Raw genomic sequence first — 16,316 nt, 5'->3', positions numbered from 1 at the left:
CGAAATGCGCGCATCTTTCTTTGTGTCTGCCGTTCCCTAATGGCCGGCGTGAATGTGCATCGATGGATGACGCGGCGCCGCTTCCGCGTTCCCGGACGGCGGCGCCCCCTCCTTCGCTCGCCTGAAGCGTCCGCCGACGCGTGACAGAAGCTGCGCGTTCACTGCGACGATCACCGTCGACAGCGACATCAGGATGGCGCCGGCGGCAGGCGGCAGGAAGAATCCCAGGCTGAAGAAGACTCCGCCCGCTGCCGGAATGGCTACCGCGTTGTAGCCCGTCGCCCAGAGGAGGTTCTGCACCATCTTGCTGTAAGTGGCGCGGGCAAGCTCGATGACGTCGACGGCGTCGCGGGGGTCGGAGCGCACGAGAATGATGTCGGCCGATTCGATTGCGACGTCGGCGCCCGCGCCGATGGCGATGCCGACGTCCGCTTCCACGAGGGCGGGGGCGTCGTTCACGCCGTCGCCCACCATCGCTACCCGCAGCCCCTGCGCCTTCACCCCTCTGATCTTGTCCGCCTTCTTGTCGGGGAGCACACCCGCGAAGTACTGCGTCAGGCCGAGCTCTCCCGCCACCCACCTCGCGACGGGCTCCGAGTCGCCGGTGAGCATCATGACCTGCACCCCCATGCCCTTCAGCCGGTCGACCGCTTCCCGCGATTCCTCGCGGACGATATCGGCGAGGGCGACTGCGCCCTCCACTTTGCCATCGACCAGCAAGTAGACGACCGTCTTCCCCTGCTCCGCTATCTGGCGCAGCCGGCCGTCCCCGACGGTGAGCTGCCGCTCGGTAAGATAGCCGGGGCTGACCACCATGACGCCTCTGCCGTTGACCGTGCCTTCGACGCCCTTGCCGGCGATAGCGCGGAACTCCTGCGGCTGCGCGACGTCCAGCCCCCTCTCGCGGGCGGCCTCGACGACGCCGGCGGCAATCGGGTGCTCGGAGCGGCTCTCGAGCGCGGCGGCCAGCGACAGCACCTCATCTTCGCTGCGGCCGTTAAGGGCGACGACATCGGTCACGCCGAAGCGTCCCTCCGTGAGCGTGCCCGTCTTGTCGAAAACGATTGCGTTGATGCTGCGCGCCCGCTCGAAGGCGCTGCGGTTGCGGATGAGCAGACCGGCTCCCGCGGCAAGGGCGGTGGAGACGGCGACCACGAGGGGCACCGCCAGCCCCAGCGCGTGCGGGCAGGCGATGACCATTACCGTCACCGTCCGTTCGAGGGCGAACTCGAAGCTGCGGCCGCTGACGAGCCAGGAGACAAGCGTGGCGCTGCCCGCCCCCAGCGCTATGATGACAAGCCACAGCGCCGCCCGGTTGGCGAGGTCCTGCGTGCGGGAGCGCGAAGCCTGCGCCCGCCGCACCATCTCCGTGACCTGAGAGAGGTAGGTCTCGTCGCCGGTCTTCTGCACTTCGACGGTGACGGCCGACTCGCCGTTGATCGAGCCGCCGATAACGGTGTCGCCTTCGCCCTTCTCAACCGGCCTGCTTTCGCCCGTGAGCATCGCCTCGTTCAGCGACGTCCGCCCCTCGACGACGACGCCGTCGACGGGGACGCGCTCGCCGGGCTTGACCAGCACGCGCTCGCCCCTGCCGATCTGGGCGACGGGCACGTCCTCCGTCGAGCCGTCGGGCAGGAGGCGGTGGGCCTCGGCGGGCAGGAGGCGGGCGAGCGCTTCCAGGGCGCCGGACGCGCCGAGCAGCGAGCGCATCTCCAGCCAGTGGCCGAGGAGCATGACGTCGATAAGGGTGGCCAGCTCCCAGAAGAAGACCTCGCCCGACACGCCAAAGACGACGACCGAGCTGTAGACGTAGGCGACGCTTATCGCGAGGGCGATGAGCGTCATCATGCCGGGCTCGCGCCGCCGCAGCTCTCCGATGATGCCGGTGAGGAACGGCCAGCCACCGTAGAAGAATATGACGCTGGCGAAGGCGAACTGCACCCACTCGTCACCGGGGAAGTCGAGCTCCTCCTCGATGCCCAGGAAGTCCTGGATAAGGGGCGAAAGGAGCACTACCGGAATCGTGAGGACGAGCGATATCCAGAAGCGGCGGCGAAAGTCCTCCGCCATGTGGGCGTGGTGCGTCATGCCTGCGCCCGGCCGCTCCGGCCCACCGCCGTGCTCGGGGCCGGCGTGCTGGTGCCGGTGCTCTGCGTGCTCCATACGCTGCTCCTATGTGGGCATCGGTGCCGCGAGGACGCTGGGGGCGCTACCCGGGCCCTGACGATGACCGACCGGTGAGGTCGCGGCGGATCTGCTCGAACTCCTCGCGGGTGATGTCGCCCCGCGCGTAGCGCCGCTTCGCTATCTCGAGGGCGTCGTCTTCGTCACCGCGCCGCGACGTCCGCGTCCCGCCAAGCGCGTACGCGATGAAATAGAGGATCGTCCCCAGAAAGACGAGCCAGAGTATGCCGCCGAAGAGCATCCACCAGCCCATCCCCTCATGCGCATGCCACCACATGTCTCTCCCCTTCTCCTGCCACGGGCACAAAATCGCGGAGACCTGCTGAAGGTCCGTTCACTGCATCTTAGAAGGCGAATGTTGAAGGAGTATGAAGATTGGGCGGCGCGTGATAGAAGATTTGTGAACGTCTGCCGGGCGCGTCCGCTCCCGCTACGGTTGGGGCCGCCCGTATATGAGCTTGAGGATGCCCAGCATCCGCGACTCCTCGCGCTCGAGGGTCCAGCCGGCGGCGCGCACGTTCCCGACGGTGTCGCGATCAATGTTTTCGCCGCCTATCCGGACCGCGATGGGGTTGAGCCAGCGCATCACCCTGCCGAGAAGCCGGTTCTTCGCGATGACGTGCTCGAAGAGGCGCAACTTCCCGCCGGGGGCGCAAACGCGCAGCGCCTCGCGGAGTCCGGCCTGTGGGTCGGGGACAGAGCAGAAGACGCAGGTGGCGATGACCGTGTCGAAGACGGCGTCCTTCAGCGGGAGATGCTGGGCGTCGGCGAGGAGGAAGTCGACCCGGCGGCTGTCGCGCCTCGCCCGCTCGACCGCGCGCTGGAGCATCGCGGGGGCGATGTCGATGGCGACGACGCGCGAGCCGTCCGGGTAGAGGGACAGGTTGACGCCGGTGCCCACGCCGATCTCGAGCACGCGCGCGCCGTCCACCTGCTGCCAGAGGCGGCGTCGCAGGCGGCGGAAGCCGAGCAACTCCATGGGGCGAGTCGCGAGGTCGTACCAGCGGGCGACGCCCTGGTAGCGCGCCTGCTCCTTCGCGGTCTCGTCAACTGACTTCGAGTTCATCGCGTCGCCCGTGAACAAATGAAGTGAGTCATTCTTAATAATACCACCGGCGCCACGACAGCGAGATGAAGAGAGGGCCGCCTTGCTTGGACGGCCCTCCCGTTCCTTGAGTCAGTTGCTACCCACTATGCCGCCGTGACCGCACAAGCGAAGCGGCGAGACAAGCCGCGGCGATGACGCTCACCGCACCGCTAACGGCGGCGGCGGCCCACCAGAAGGCCAGACTGTCCCCTTCTTGTTGCGTGTTGGACAGCCCCGCAGGAGGCAAAGCGACTTCCGCCTGACCGGCAGCAGGCGCTTCGCCTTGCGTCGTCGGGACGCGTATGATGGGCCCTTCGGTTTGCAGAGCTAACTGATGGAAGCCTGCACTCCATTTGTCATAAGCTACTACCGCCCCCGCTATCCTAAAGCCGACGGATGCCCCTTCAGCACCGCAACCCGGCACCTGTTTCGTAGACGGCACAACAAGGTAAGCGTAAGACGTGGGCGTGGCTGTGGAGAGACCCTCTTGGCCCACAACAACCTCACCGCATTTGTGCCATGAGAGCTCTTGCGAAAGGTCCACTATGGACGCATCGATTATTATGGGTGAGGGGAGGCGACCGGAGCCATCAGGAAACTCGTACTCCGTAATAGGCTTCCCCTGGATGGACATCGGGCCGCTGTAGGCTGCGAACGGCTCGCCGGCCGAGAGATCGATAAAGATGGGCGATGCAGAGGCGAGCGCAGCCGCGTCGAGCTTCAATGTCTGGTGCGCCGGTTTCCCGCCTATGGTGAAGGACATGGTTGTCCCTTCTTCCAGACACAGCTCCTTCCCCTCTGCAAGCGCCACGGCGGCCTCGAAGGACAGCGGCGGCAGGGAAGGACGGCCCTTTGCCACCACACCCTCCGCACATACCACGCCGTCTGCGAGCGCCTGCACAACTGTTCCCTCAGGGGCGGGGGTCGCGTCAATCCATGCCGTCCCGTTAATAGCCAGCGCGTTGCCCTCGACCGGTGGAGTGGGTGCAACGTCCTGCGCAGGGGTCGGCGTATTGACGGCAGGGGTTGCTGTGGCTGTCGGCTCTTCGGCTGTGGCGGGGAGGGGACTCGCGGTAGAGATAGCGAGCAGCAGAGCCAGGTTCGCGACCGTCACAAAAGGCCATAATATGCGTCCGGCAAAGTTCATCGCTGCACTCCTTTCCCTGTTGTTGGCGCTGCACCAACTACGCGGCGTCTTCCCTCACCGAACCCAGGATGCCAGGTGCAACATCTGCTCAGAGCATCGTAGCCGATCCCCCCTTCCTTCATACCAGCGCCACAAGGATAGCCGGGGTCCGAGGGTTTATCAAGCCTCTGGGGAAACCCCGCCGGCGGCTGCAAGCGGGGTGCTGCGAACGCGGGCCCGCCCCTCGCGCATCCGCTCGCCTGTTTGTTACTCCTTGACGGCCTGCGGTCTCTGTTCTCCGGCGGGCTGCGCGACGGGCTCCTGCAAGTAGCGGCGCAGCGCCATGAACGCGGCCACCCCATCGCCGACGGCAGCGGCCAGTTGCCGCGGAGAGCGCGAGCGGATGTCGCCGGCGGCAAACACGCCCGGCAGGCTCGTCTGAAAGGAGTCATCGACGACGACGAAGCCCTTCTCGTCTAGGTCGAGGGAGCCGCGCAGGAAATCGCTGTGGGGCTGCATGCCGATAACGACGAAGGCCGCGGCCGGCTGAAACGTCGTCTCCTCGCCCGTCTTCCGGTCGTGGCACACGACCGACGACAGCTTGCGCTCGCCCTCGAAGCGCAGCACCTCGGTCTCGGTGTGCACTCGGAACTCGGGGCGGTCGAGCACCTTCTCCTGTAGCGCCCGGAACGCGCTGAGCGACGGCAGGAACTCGACGATGCGCACGAGCTTCGCGAAGCGGGACAGCGAGATCGCTTCCTCCAGACCCGCGTTCCCCCCGCCGACCACCATCACTTCATCCGCGCCCCGGTAAAGCGGCCCGTCGCAGGTGGCGCAGTAGTGGACGCCCCTGCCGGTCAGCCTCTCTTCGCCCGGAACGCCCAGCTTTCTCCTCCCGGTGCCTGTCGCGATGAGCACGGCCCGCGCCGAGTACTCATCGCCCTGGTCCGTCGTCACGCGGAGCCGCTCGCCGTCCCGCGCGATGCCGCCGACGGCCACCGCTTGCAGTATCTCGACGCCGTTCTCGCGTGCCTGCGCCACCATCCGGTCTGCTATCTCCGCGCCCGATACTCCTCCCGGGAACCCCGGGTAGTTGTCGTAACGCTCCACCCTTCCCGGCTGGCCGCCGGGCGCGCTCTTCTCGATAACCAGGCAATCAATGCGCTCGCGGGCGGCGTAGATGGCGGCGGTGAGGCCGGCGGGCCCTCCACCAACGATGATCAGGTCGTACGAGTCCTTCTTCGCCCTCAGTCTGAGGCCCAGCTTACGGGCAAGCTCGTCGTTTGACGGCTCGACGAGGATGGAGCCGTCGGCGAACAGGATTGTGGGGATTATCTGTTTGCCGTCGTTGATCTCCCTTACCCTGGCCGCGGCCGTCGGGTCGGCCTCGATATCGATCCATTCGAAGGGGACGCGCTGCTCGGTCAGGAAGTCCTTCGAGCGTATGCAATCGGGGCACCACAGGGCGCCGTACATCGTTATCGTTTCGTCGCTCATTGCCGTCCTCCGTGGAAAGGCAGCCTCATTGGAGCCGCCTCCTACTTCAAGGATAACATGGGGAGGAAATCACTTGCCGGGAGCGGCCTCGACCGCGCTTGCCCGTTCGAGGGCGATGGCGGCGGGTGTGCCGATGCGGCGATAGCCGGGGTAGAGGACGGCAACCAGCGCTACGAACGAGGCGACGGCCACCCCCATCGCCGCCATCACTGGCCGCGCCCCCGCGAGGTCGGCGGTGGCGGTGAGCGGCATTATGGCGATCGGCTGGAGCGACCATGTGAGCGTGTACACGCTCATCACCCTGCCCGTGAACTCACGCTCTGTGTGGGCGAAGATGAGGGTGTTGTTCAGGGTGGCGTAGCTTGTGGACATGAAGCCGACAAGCGCCAGCGTGACAAGCGCAAGGGCGAACACGGGCGCAATCCCGAACAGCAGCAGCCCGACGCCGAAGCCGATGCCGACGAGGAGCTGCAACGCGGAGCGGTGCGGGTAGCCGCTGATGCGCGCCATCAGCAGCGACCCCATGATCGCGCCGATGCCGACGAATGTGTTCATCATCCCAAAGCCGAAGGAGCCGACGTCGTAGACCTCCTCGCCGGCGAAGACGGGCAGGAGCACGAAGTACGACATGCCGACGAGCACGACGACAAAGGCCATCATAATGAGGACGACCAGCGACCAGTAATTGAGGATGTACCTCGCGCCGACGGTCATCTCCTCCCAGAACGGACGTGCTGTCTGACGGCGCGCCGCACCCGGCGACTCGATCTTCCACAGGGCGAAGAGGACGGCGGTATCGAGGGCGACGACGGTGTAGAAGGTGCCGGTCATGCCGAACCAGGGCAGGGCGATGAGACCGCCCGCGAGCGAAGGCCCGATGATGCGGGTGGCGTTCATGGCGCCGCTGTTCAAAGCGAGAGCGTTCATCAGCGACTCGCCCTCGCCCGCCAGCTCCGGCACCAGCGCCTGGCGCGCGGGCATGTTGAACGCCCACACAATTCCCTGGCAGAAGCTTATGACGACGAGGTGCCAGATCTCGATGACGCCGGCGTGCACGAGCACGGCCATCACCAGATAGAAGAAGGTGATGAAGCTCTGCGTGACGAGCAGGAGCTTCCGCTTGTCCACGCGATCGGCGATGACGCCGCCCAGGGGAGAGCAGAGGGACATGGGTATGCCCCAGGCGACGCTCACGAAGCCGAGCGCGGTCGCCTTCCCCGCGATGTCGTAGGCGAGGAAGCTGCGCGCCACCTGCGACATCTGCATGGCCATGAAGTAGAGGAGGAGGCTCGTCCAGTACCAGCGGTAGTTGAGACTGCTGAGTGCGGCGAACGTTTTGCTTCCGCCGCGGGCGCCCTCGTTTGTCGCCGCCGCGAGGCGACGGCCGCTTGCGGCCTCTTCCCCACCGGGTATTTTCGTGGCAGGAGGCTCCATCCGTCAGTTCCGTTTGCGATTCAATGGGACTACCGTCAACATAATCGGAGCTCGCCCCCCTGTCAACGCAGGGCCGCATCTCACCCCGCCGGGGGAACGCCCGCGCCACCGTCCGTTTGTCCGTTATCTATCCGTTGACGGACACTTTCTCCCTTGGAGCCGGGGGGCCTTATTGAATTGCGAAGTGCTATACTGAAACGGCTTCGACCCGCTGCAACCGAGGAAGGAGAGGCCGATGTGCCGGATGTGCGAATGGCTGGGCGACGGGACCGTCTGGTATAAGAACCCCAAGAACTACTCCAACCGCATGTACAAGCTGCGAGAGCCCGGCGCCAAGAGCAACTTTCGCGGCGACCCGCAAAACGTAGGGATGGGCCTCCAGGACGCCATACAGGCGAAGGCCAACGGCGACCTCGATAAGTTCCGCTCCATCATCAGCGAGATGAACCGTCGCCACGCAACGCAGCCGGGCACGCAGGTCGTCCCCCTGAAGGACTGCATTGACGTGGTCATGGAAATGGGCACGCCCACCGCTGCCATGCATTGCATCTGCCGGAAAACGGCGCGCGGCGAAGAGGAGACGAACATCAACGAGTACAGTTGTCTCGGGCTGGGCACGGGGATGTTCAAGTGGGAGCGCTGGCCGGAACGCTACCGCGGCGGCGTCGAATTCCTCAGCCCGAAGCAGACGGCGGAGTTCCTGGAGTACTGGGACAAGCGCGGCATGGTGCACATCCTCATGCAGGAGGGCGGCGACTTCATCGGCGGCATCTGCAACTGCGACTACCCCGATTGCCTGCCCATCCGCCTGCGAGTCGATTACGGGCTGGACTATCAGCTCGTCAAGGGCGAGTACATCTGCGAGGTCGACTACGAGCGATGCAACGGCTGCGGCGAATGCCTGGGCCGCTGCCAGTTCAACGCCCTCAAGTACGAGGCGACGATCGACAAGCCGAATATCGACCCCATGGCCTGCTTCGGCTGCGGCCTCTGCATGACCGCCTGCAACCGCGGCGCGATAAGCCTGGTGGAAAGGGACAAGTACCCTGTGTTGAAGAGGGTGTGGTAAGGAGAACGCGATGAACCCGGTAAGCCCGATAATCAATATCAACCGCGAGCTCTGCACCACCCCCTTTGACTGCAAGCGCTGCCTGCGCGTCTGCCCGCCGGCCGTATTCAACGTGACGGCTGTCAAAATGATCCGCGGCGTCGAGCTCGACAGGAAGGAGCCCGGCAACTACGTGGTCTTTCCCGCCTACCGCGACAAGTGCACCGCCTGCAACAAGTGCGTCGAGGTCTGTCCCGTCGGCGCAATCAGCCTGACTATGCCCGAGGAGGTTTCCGCATGACCTCGACTGCCGGCTACACCTGGGACCTGGCTGAGGAGATGATCACGAGGCTCGAAAGCGAGTTCGGGCCGGAAGCGCTGCGCGCCGAACTAAAAGCGGCGGGCAACGCACCTCGCGACGCCTTCTTCGCCGACTTCGGCCGGCGGTGGATGGAGCGCACGCTGGAGCTGGGCGAGCAGTACAGCGACCGCACGTATGAGGTGCTTAAGGCGGCGGCGGCGAAGACGGGCAGCCTCGCCTTCCCGTTCATACCGGAGCGGTTCGTTGAGATAGCGTACCTGGCGACGCAGCCCATATATACGCTGCCCATCGTCGAAAACGGAGCGCGCGGCCTCGTCTTCTGGGTGCCGTTCTGCGATTATGTCAAGACGGTCCGCGAGGAGCTGGGCGAGGAAGAGGCTGCCCGCCTGCCCTGCAAAGAGGCTTGTCTCGCCGCCTGCCGGCTCGCTTTCGAACGCTTCGGCTTCAATGTGAAGGTGGCATTGGAGGCCGCCGTCCCAAAGGATGACTATTGCCAGTTCAGCATAAGGCCTGCCTGACCTTGATATCGCTTTCGGATGCTCATCGACCTCCATAATCACACCGGCTGGGGCTCCGGCGACAGCCACGTCGACCCGTTTCGTCTCGTCGAACAGGCGCGCCGCTGGGGCCTCGACGGAATCGCCATCACCGACCACGACCAGTTGTGGGACCCGGAGAAAGTGGAGATGCTGCGGCAGCGGACGGACTTTCCGGTGGTGGTCGGCGCGGAGGTCGATACGGACATCGGGCACGTGCTCGTCTTCGGGCTGGCAGGGCCACAGCGCTGGCTGCGCATCCCCAGCGTCGAGGAATTGCGGGCGCAGGTGGACGAAGCGGGCGGCGTGATGATCGCGGCGCACCCGTTCCAGGACCTGGCGTCGGCCCTGCTCGCCGGCCGGTCCGTCGAGGAAGAGTGGGCGCGGCTCACGCAGCGGTACCGCTGGCGGCTGATGGACGCCATTGAGGTGCACAACGGGCGCATGGGCGAGCAGCAACGGAGGATGGCGTCGGAGTTAGCCGGACGGCTCGCGTTGCCGACAACGGGCGGCAGCGACTCGCACCGCCTGATGGAGGTCGCGAGGTCGTTCACCGTGTTCGAGGACGACATCAGGAGCGAGCACGACCTGGTAGAGGCAATCAAACGGGGGCGCTGCCGCGGCGGCGACTGGGCGTCGGAAGGGCTCATCGATAGGCGGGGCCGCGAGCTCAGCGCTTCCGGCGGCGGACGCGCCGACCTGGAGGAATGACATGCCGGTAAGACCAACACGCTCCAACCCCCTCTCAACGCGGCCGGTCTATCTGCCGAAGGTGCCGGCAAAGGAGCTCCAGGAGGCAGCGAAGGCAGCGAAAACGGCGCAGGGCGATGCCGTCCGCATCTACATCGACGGCGACGCGCGCGGGCTGGACGTCGAAAGGCTCGCCGGGCGCCTGTCCGAGGCGCTGGGACGGCAAGCAGTGGTGATGGGCGACATCGTGGCGGCGCTGGCCGGGCGGCCGCAGACCGAGGTGCGGCGCATCGTGGCGACAGCCGCGAACGCGATTGCGTGGGCCCGCGTGCGCGACGTTGCGAAGGAAGACTACCGCATACTGCCCATGCGGAGTGAGGTCGACGCGGAGGAGGCGCGGCTACGGGGTCGCTCGCAGCCGTCGTACGGCGGCGTCAGCCACCCCGGGGGCGAATACGAGTACCCGTACGATGCCGCCGCGTTGCAGGAGGCCTATCGCGGCCTTCTCGGCGACGAGGCGGCGGTCGTGCTCACCGACAGGCGGCTGGTGACGTGGAGCGGCTCGGAATGGTCGGCAACCCCGCGGCTGACGGGCAGCCCCCTCGTGTTATCCGTTTCAGACCCGTCGTCCGTCGAGGCGGTCTTCTCAAGCCCAGGGGGTGTGAACTATTCTGAGGGTTGAAACCCTCAGCTTCATTGGGGAGATGACGGCCCTCAGAACCGTATGAACAACGGTGCGGCAGCCATCTTCGGTGCATGCAGTAGTGAAGCAGGCGCAGCCACCCTGATCGGCCAGGATCTTTGCAGCAGTAGGGTTTTGCAGCGGTTCGTTAGGCGAACGGCTCCTCGGCCAGGAAGCTGAGGATCGCTTCCTTGAAGCGGGGGTCGGGCACAACCGTCAGGTGATCGCGGTCGGGAATTGAGACGAAGCGGGCACCCGGGATCGCGGCCACGAGGGCGTCGGCCCGCCCCACAAGATCGTCCTTCTCCCCCACGGCGACCAGCACCGGCAAGCGCACCTTGCCCAGCATTTCGGCGTCCAGCGGCGAGCGCGGCCGGCTGACGCAGGCGGCGAGCGCCTTGAGGTCGTTCCCCTGCGACTCAGCGAACTCGCGAAACCGCTGCCCCACGGGATGACTCACGGCAGAGGCATCGTCGGCGGAAAGGGCAGACGCGATGGCCGACGACTCGGTGGCGCCGCGCGAGACGCTGCCCACGCCGCCGAGCACGACGCGCCGGAAGCGCTGCGGGTGACGCGTCATCAGCTCCATCGATATCCAGCCGCCCATTGAGTAGCCGAAAAGATCGGCCTTCTCAATCGCCAGGTGGTCCATCAGGTTGACGACGTCGCCGCTCATCGATTCGCCGCTGTAGGCGCCCGGCTCGTGCGGCTTATCGCTTTCGCCGTGGCCGCGGCAATCGAGGGCGATGGTCTTCCTTCCAGCGTCGACCAGGCGCTTCACCCAGCCGGTTATCACCCAGTTACCGTTCAGGCTGCTGGCGAAGCCGTGCACGAGCATGATCGGCGGCCCCTCGCCGGCGACCTCGTAGTGGATCTTCACCCCATTCGAGTCGAAGAAAGGCATAGCATCCCCCTATTCTGTCGTCTCCCCACACCGCGCCCTGAAGGACGCGGCGCCGGCTGAGTCCCTTAATGATTGCCCACTATAGCGCAAGTTGGGCTATCATGCAGGCGGTCCGTGGTATCCGTCTCGCTCCGGGGAGGTGCGCTATGTCCGAGCTCTGGTTCACGCCCGCGTACGAGCTGGCCCGACGCGTCCGCTCGCGGGAGCTATCGCCTGTCGAGCTGATGGAAGCGTGCCTGGCGCGCATCGAGCAGGTCAATCCCGTCATCAACGCGTTCGTCGCTGTCGACGGCGAGCGGGCGCTCGCGGAAGCGAAGGCCATGGCCGACGGCATCGCCCGCGGGCGCGACCCGGGGCCCCTGGCCGGCCTGCCCCTCGGGGTGAAGGACCTCGAAGACGTCGCGGGCTTTGCCACCACCTTCGGGTCGGTGCCGTTCAAGGAGAACCGTCCCGAGCGCGACTCCGTCCAGGTCGAGCGGCTGCGGGCGGCGGGCGCCATCGTCGTGGGGAAGACGAACGCGCCCGAGTTTGGCTCGACGGCGTTCACGCGCAACCTGTTGTTCGGGGCCACGCTCAACCCGTGGGACCTCACGCGGACGCCCGGCGGCTCCAGCGGCGGCTCGTCGGCGGCGATCGCCTCCGGCATAGTGCCGATCGCCACCGGCTCCGACGGCGGGGGCTCGGTCCGCATACCGGCGTGCTACGTCGGCTGCTTCGGCATCAAGCCTCACTACGGCCGGGTCCCGCGCGGCCCCTTCACCATGCTGACCTGGAGCGATACCGTCTGCTACGGGCCGCTGACGCGCACCGTACGCGACGCCGCCCTCTACCTCGACGCCGTGGTCGGGCCGCATCCCGCGGACCCCGACTCGCTGCCGCACCCCGGCCTGTCGTACGTCGAGACGCTGGAGCGGCTGCCGTCGAAGTTGCGCATCGGCTGGAGCCCGACGCTCGGCTACGCGAAGGTGCAGCCGGACGTGATGCGCGAGGTGAAGCAGGCCGTCGGCGTCTTCCAGCGGCTGGGCCACGAAGTCGAAGAGGTTCCGGAAGTCTTCCCGCAGAGCTGCGTCGCCTGGGCGGCGATATCGGGCGGCGAGGTATACGCGGAGATCGTCGAGAAACTGGAGGCGCACCGCGAGGAGTTCGGGCGCGGCTTCCTGAGGGGGATCGAGCAGATCGGGAAGCTGACGCCCGCGCAGTACGGGGCGGCGCAGAAGGTGCGAGCGGAGCTGGTGAACCTGCTGTGGCGCCTGTTCGACCGCTACGACCTGCTGCTGACGCCGACGCTGCCCACGGAGGCGTTCGGGGCGCGCGGCGATATGCCGCAGGAGATCGACGGCCGGCCGCTGGAAACGCCGCTGGACATGGTGGCGTTCACGTGCCCCTTCAACCTGACGGGGCATCCGGCGGCGACGGTGCGCGCGGGCTTCACGGACGCGGGGCTGCCGGCAGGACTGCAGATCGTGGGACCGCGTCACCGCGACGACCTGGTGCTGCAAGCAGCGTACGCGTACGAGTGCGAGCGTCCCTGGAACGACCGCTGGCCCCGCGACATTCCGTCGCGCCGTGGCTAGCCGAATTGCTGCTTCACCACCTTGAACGCGGCCTCGGTCGCCACCAGCGCCTCGTCAATGTCTTTCTCCGTGTGCGCCGCCATCATGAACCAGTTGTGGTGCGGGTGCAGGAAAACGCCCCGCTTCGCTGCCTCGCCGCAAAACAGCCGGTTGCGCTCGAAGGCCTCGTCCTCCTTGAACGACATGAACGGGATCGACGGTGGGCCCGACAGCGTTATCTTCAGTCCCAACGACCGCGCCTGCTGATCGAGCCCCTCCCAGAAGCGCCGGCCCATGGCGTCCATCTGCTGAATGCCGCCCTCGTCGCGGAGGGTCTCGATTGTCGCCTTCGCGGCGGCCATCGGCACGGCGGCGGTCCAGAAGGAGCCCGTGAAGAAGACCGCCTGCGCGAAGTCGCGGAGCTCTTCGCGACCGAGCCCGGCGGCAACCGGGTAGCCGTTGGCGATCGCCTTGCAGTAGCAGGTGATGTCGGGCTCGACGCCGAAGTACTCGCCGGAGCCCGCTAGGTCGAGCCGGAAGCCGGCGCGCACGTCGTCGAGGATGAAGATCAGGTGCTCCTGGTCGCAGAGGCGGCGCACGCTCTGGAGAAAGCCGGGCGCGGGCATGACGGAGTCGTGGAAGGCTTCATGGCGGAAGGGCGTGAGGATTATGCCCGCGATCTCGCCCCGGTTCTCGTCGACGACGCGTCGCAGGTCTTCGAGGTCGTTCCACTCGAAACAGAGGATGTCGGCTTTCTCGTTGGCGGTGATGCCGGCCTTCCCCGGCGTGCACCAGGCGCCGACGCCGTGGTAGGCGTCGCGGGCCATGATTATCTTGTCCTTGCCGGTGTAAGCGCGGGCCAGGGCGAGCGACCACGTGGTGACGTCGGAGCCGTTCTTGGCGAAGACGGCCCACGCCGCCCAGGGGGTGATGCCGACGAGCAGCTCGGCGAGCTCGACCCACGCCTCGGAGGGCAGGTTCTGGCAGTCGGCCTTCTCCTGCTGCGCGCGCGCGGCCGCTTCCACCTTCGGGTGACGGTGACCGAGAACGATGGGCCCGTACGAGCACATGAAGTCGATGTACTCGTTCCCGTCGACGTCCCAGATGCGGCAGCCATCGCCGCGCGCGAGGAAGCTGGGGTATGAGCCGAGCGTTAGCAGCCGCGGGCTCTGGTGTCCGTATATGCCGCCGGGTACCACTTTTTGCGCGCGCTCAAAGAGGGCGTCGCTGCGTTCGAACGAGTAGAGTGCGTCAGGAGCCATAGAGGTGTCTCCTTTCCGAGTGAAGCGGCCGGCTATAGGCGGATCATATTCGCGCGCGGCCCAAGTATCAAGGCGTTCGCGGGGGTGTACAGAGTGCGTGTCCCCCAAGATCCTTTAAGACGCCTGCGGGCGGGCCTGCCTGCCGGTAGGCAGGTGGGTCAAAGAGCGCTCATGTTACGGCGACTAGGGCCCACGTTGCCCCGGCGAAGACGCTGCGGCTGTCCGTTCGGCATCCCACTCCAAGCCGTCAGAGGAGCGAGAGGATGGCCCGCTCTATCCCTTCCGCAGTCACGCCGTGCATGGCGCAAAGTTCGGGATAGCTCGCCACCTCCGTGCAGAAGACATCACGCACACCCACGCGCGCCAGCCTGCCGGCCCCCGTCTCCGCCAGCACCTCCGCCACCGCCGATCCGAGCCCGCCGATCACGCTGTGCTCCTCCGCGGTCACGAGGCGCCCCGTCTCCGCGGCCGCTTTTCGGACGGCCTCGGCGTCGAGCGGCTTCACGGTGTGCATATCGATGACGCGGGCGGCGACACCCCGTTGCTGCAGGCTCTCGCGGGCCTGGAGCGCCGCCCAGACCATGTTGCCGGTGGCGATTATCGCCGCGTCCGTCCCTTTGCGCAGGGTTATCGCGCGGCCGATCTCGAAGTCGTACTCCTGCTCGTGCACGGGGAGGAAGGCGCCGAGCCGCAGGTAGACCGGCCCCGGATGCGCGGCGGCGGCGCGGACCGCGCGCTCCGTCTCGTGCATGTCGGCGGGGGCGATGACGGTCATGCCGGGGATGGCGCGCATAAGGGCGATGTCTTCGAGGGCGTGGTGCGTCGCGCCCCAGGCGCCGGCGGCCAGCCCGGTGAAGACGGCGAGGATCTTGACGTTGCGTCCGTTGTAGGCGAGATCGGTGCGTATCTGTTCGAAGGCGCGCATGGTGACGAAAGGCGCCATGCCGTAGATGAACGGCAGTTTCCCCCGGATCGCCAGGCCGGCGGCTACGCCTACGAGGTTCTGCTCCGTGATGCCCACGTCGATTGCGCGGTCGGGGAAGCGTTGCGCGAACGGCCCGACGCTGCCCATGTCCTGGCTAATGACGAAGACGTTCGGATCGGCCTCGCCCAGCTCGAGCAGCACTTCGAAGAACGACTTGACGTTGTCCTGGATGCTCACGCCGTTACCCCCAGGGCGCGCAGCGCCTCCTCGGCCTCTTCCGGGGTCAGTTTTGTGAAGTGCGCGCGCGGCGTGTCCTCGATGCAGGGCGCGCCCTTACCCTTGACCGTCGAAGCGATTATCACCCGCGGAACGTCCTTCGCCGGAGACCGCTCCAGCGCCTCGACCACCCGCGACATATCGTGGCCGTCGACCTCGACAACGTCCCAGCGGAAACTGCGCCACTTATCGGCGAGCGGCTCCAGCGGCATGATCTCTTCGACGGCGCCGAACGCCTGGAAGCGGTTGCGGTCCACTATCGCCACCAGGTTATCGAGTCGCAGGCGCGGCGCCGCCATGGCCGCCTCCCACACCGAGCCTTCCTGAAGCTCGCCATCGCCCATGAGCACGAACACGCGGTTGGGGTCGCCGTCCGTCTTGAGGGCGAGGGCAATGCCCACGCCTACCGGCAAACCGTGGCCGAGCGATCCGGTCGCGACCTCGACGCCCGGAACTTTGAGCGTCGGGTGCCCGGCGAACATGCTGCCCGTCTGCTCGAAGGAGGCGAGTGTCTCGACCGGGAAGAGGCCGCGCCCGGCGAGGGCGGCGTACAGGGCGAGGACGCCGTGTCCCTTACTGAGGATGAGGTAGTCGCGGTCGGGTGAAGCGGGAGCGGCGGGATCGATTCGCATGACGCGGAAGTAGAGCGCGGCGAGGATGTCGGCCGCGGAGAGGGCGCCGCCGACGTGGCACAGGTGCTCGGCCGCCAGCCCGATGACGTGCCGTCGGATATCCAGCGCCTCTTGTTGCAGATCGCTTATCGGCGGCTTCTCCAGCATGATCGGCTGAA

At 66.6% G+C, this 16,316-nt stretch carries 16 protein-coding genes; 6 read left to right on the top strand and 10 right to left on the bottom strand.

Annotation, left to right across the window (positions count from 1 at the left end):
• Positions 1 to 36: 36 nt before the first annotated feature.
• The 6 genes from QME71_09675 to QME71_09650 form a co-directional block, all read right to left on the bottom strand.
• Positions 37 to 2,070 carry a copper-translocating P-type ATPase gene (locus QME71_09675; protein MDI6858567.1) on the bottom strand — a complete coding sequence of 678 codons (2,034 nt, stop codon included), beginning with the start codon at positions 2,068 to 2,070 and terminating at the stop codon, positions 37 to 39.
• A 139-nt stretch (positions 2,071 to 2,209) separates the two neighbouring features.
• The gene (locus QME71_09670) at positions 2,210 to 2,461 is read right to left on the bottom strand and encodes an SHOCT domain-containing protein (GenBank protein MDI6858566.1); all 252 of its coding nucleotides are present in this window, start codon (positions 2,459 to 2,461) and stop codon (positions 2,210 to 2,212) included.
• Between the two features lie 153 nt (positions 2,462 to 2,614).
• The gene (locus QME71_09665) at positions 2,615 to 3,250 is read right to left on the bottom strand and encodes a methyltransferase domain-containing protein (protein MDI6858565.1); all 636 of its coding nucleotides are present in this window, start codon (positions 3,248 to 3,250) and stop codon (positions 2,615 to 2,617) included.
• 118 nt (positions 3,251 to 3,368) lie between these two features.
• Positions 3,369 to 4,418, bottom strand: a complete 1,050-nt coding sequence (locus QME71_09660; protein MDI6858564.1) for a hypothetical protein — start codon at positions 4,416 to 4,418, stop codon at positions 3,369 to 3,371.
• A gap of 246 nt (positions 4,419 to 4,664) precedes the next feature.
• A complete protein-coding gene (locus QME71_09655; protein MDI6858563.1) occupies positions 4,665 to 5,894 on the bottom strand; it encodes an FAD-dependent oxidoreductase in 1,230 nt (409 codons plus the stop codon).
• 69 nt (positions 5,895 to 5,963) lie between these two features.
• Positions 5,964 to 7,328, bottom strand: coding sequence for an MFS transporter (locus QME71_09650; protein MDI6858562.1), 1,365 nt, complete (start codon positions 7,326 to 7,328; stop codon positions 5,964 to 5,966).
• 235 nt (positions 7,329 to 7,563) lie between these two features.
• On the opposite strand from QME71_09650, the gene QME71_09645 reads away from it, so the two are divergent.
• Genes QME71_09645 through QME71_09625 form a run of 5 tightly spaced genes read left to right on the top strand, consistent with a single transcriptional unit; the run spans position 7,564 to position 10,606 of the window.
• Positions 7,564 to 8,397 carry a 4Fe-4S binding protein gene (locus QME71_09645; protein ID MDI6858561.1) on the top strand — a complete coding sequence of 278 codons (834 nt, stop codon included), beginning with the start codon at positions 7,564 to 7,566 and terminating at the stop codon, positions 8,395 to 8,397.
• Positions 8,398 to 8,407: 10 nt separating this feature from the next.
• Positions 8,408 to 8,677, top strand: a complete 270-nt coding sequence (locus tag QME71_09640) for a 4Fe-4S dicluster domain-containing protein (protein MDI6858560.1) — start codon at positions 8,408 to 8,410, stop codon at positions 8,675 to 8,677.
• Positions 8,674 to 9,216, top strand: coding sequence for a hypothetical protein (locus QME71_09635; protein MDI6858559.1), 543 nt, complete (start codon positions 8,674 to 8,676; stop codon positions 9,214 to 9,216). Before QME71_09640 ends, QME71_09635 begins: the two co-directional genes overlap by 4 nt.
• 18 nt (positions 9,217 to 9,234) lie before the next feature.
• A complete protein-coding gene (locus QME71_09630; protein ID MDI6858558.1) occupies positions 9,235 to 9,945 on the top strand; it encodes a PHP domain-containing protein in 711 nt (236 codons plus the stop codon).
• 1 nt (position 9,946) lies between these two features.
• Positions 9,947 to 10,606 (top strand): hypothetical protein, encoded by a 660-nt coding sequence (locus QME71_09625; protein ID MDI6858557.1) that lies wholly within the window; start codon positions 9,947 to 9,949, stop codon positions 10,604 to 10,606.
• A gap of 148 nt (positions 10,607 to 10,754) precedes the next feature.
• Here the strand turns inward: QME71_09625 and QME71_09620 are convergent, their stop codons facing one another.
• Positions 10,755 to 11,510 (bottom strand): alpha/beta hydrolase, encoded by a 756-nt coding sequence (locus QME71_09620; GenBank protein ID MDI6858556.1) that lies wholly within the window; start codon positions 11,508 to 11,510, stop codon positions 10,755 to 10,757.
• 146 nt (positions 11,511 to 11,656) lie between these two features.
• On the opposite strand from QME71_09620, the gene QME71_09615 reads away from it, so the two are divergent.
• Positions 11,657 to 13,084 carry an amidase gene (locus QME71_09615; protein ID MDI6858555.1) on the top strand — a complete coding sequence of 476 codons (1,428 nt, stop codon included), beginning with the start codon at positions 11,657 to 11,659 and terminating at the stop codon, positions 13,082 to 13,084.
• On the opposite strand, the gene QME71_09610 is transcribed toward QME71_09615, so the two are convergent.
• From QME71_09610 to QME71_09600, 3 genes are all read right to left on the bottom strand, one after another.
• Positions 13,081 to 14,325, bottom strand: a complete 1,245-nt coding sequence (locus tag QME71_09610) for an aminotransferase class III-fold pyridoxal phosphate-dependent enzyme (GenBank protein ID MDI6858554.1) — start codon at positions 14,323 to 14,325, stop codon at positions 13,081 to 13,083. The genes QME71_09615 and QME71_09610 overlap by 4 nt on opposite strands.
• Before the next feature lie 247 nt (positions 14,326 to 14,572).
• Positions 14,573 to 15,487: a transketolase C-terminal domain-containing protein gene (locus tag QME71_09605; GenBank protein MDI6858553.1), complete on the bottom strand. Its 915-nt coding sequence runs from the start codon at positions 15,485 to 15,487 to the stop codon at positions 14,573 to 14,575.
• Positions 15,484 to 16,305 carry a transketolase gene (locus tag QME71_09600; GenBank protein ID MDI6858552.1) on the bottom strand — a complete coding sequence of 274 codons (822 nt, stop codon included), beginning with the start codon at positions 16,303 to 16,305 and terminating at the stop codon, positions 15,484 to 15,486. The genes QME71_09605 and QME71_09600 overlap by 4 nt, the downstream gene beginning before the upstream one ends.
• Positions 16,306 to 16,316: the final 11 nt, after the last annotated feature.

It is taken from the genome of Dehalococcoidia bacterium, from assembly GCA_030018455.1.
Lineage (GTDB): Bacteria > Chloroflexota > Dehalococcoidia > DSTF01 > JALHUB01 > JASEFU01.
The sequence above is the reverse complement of the archived record's forward strand: the minus strand, read 5'-3'. Positions and strand labels throughout refer to the sequence as shown.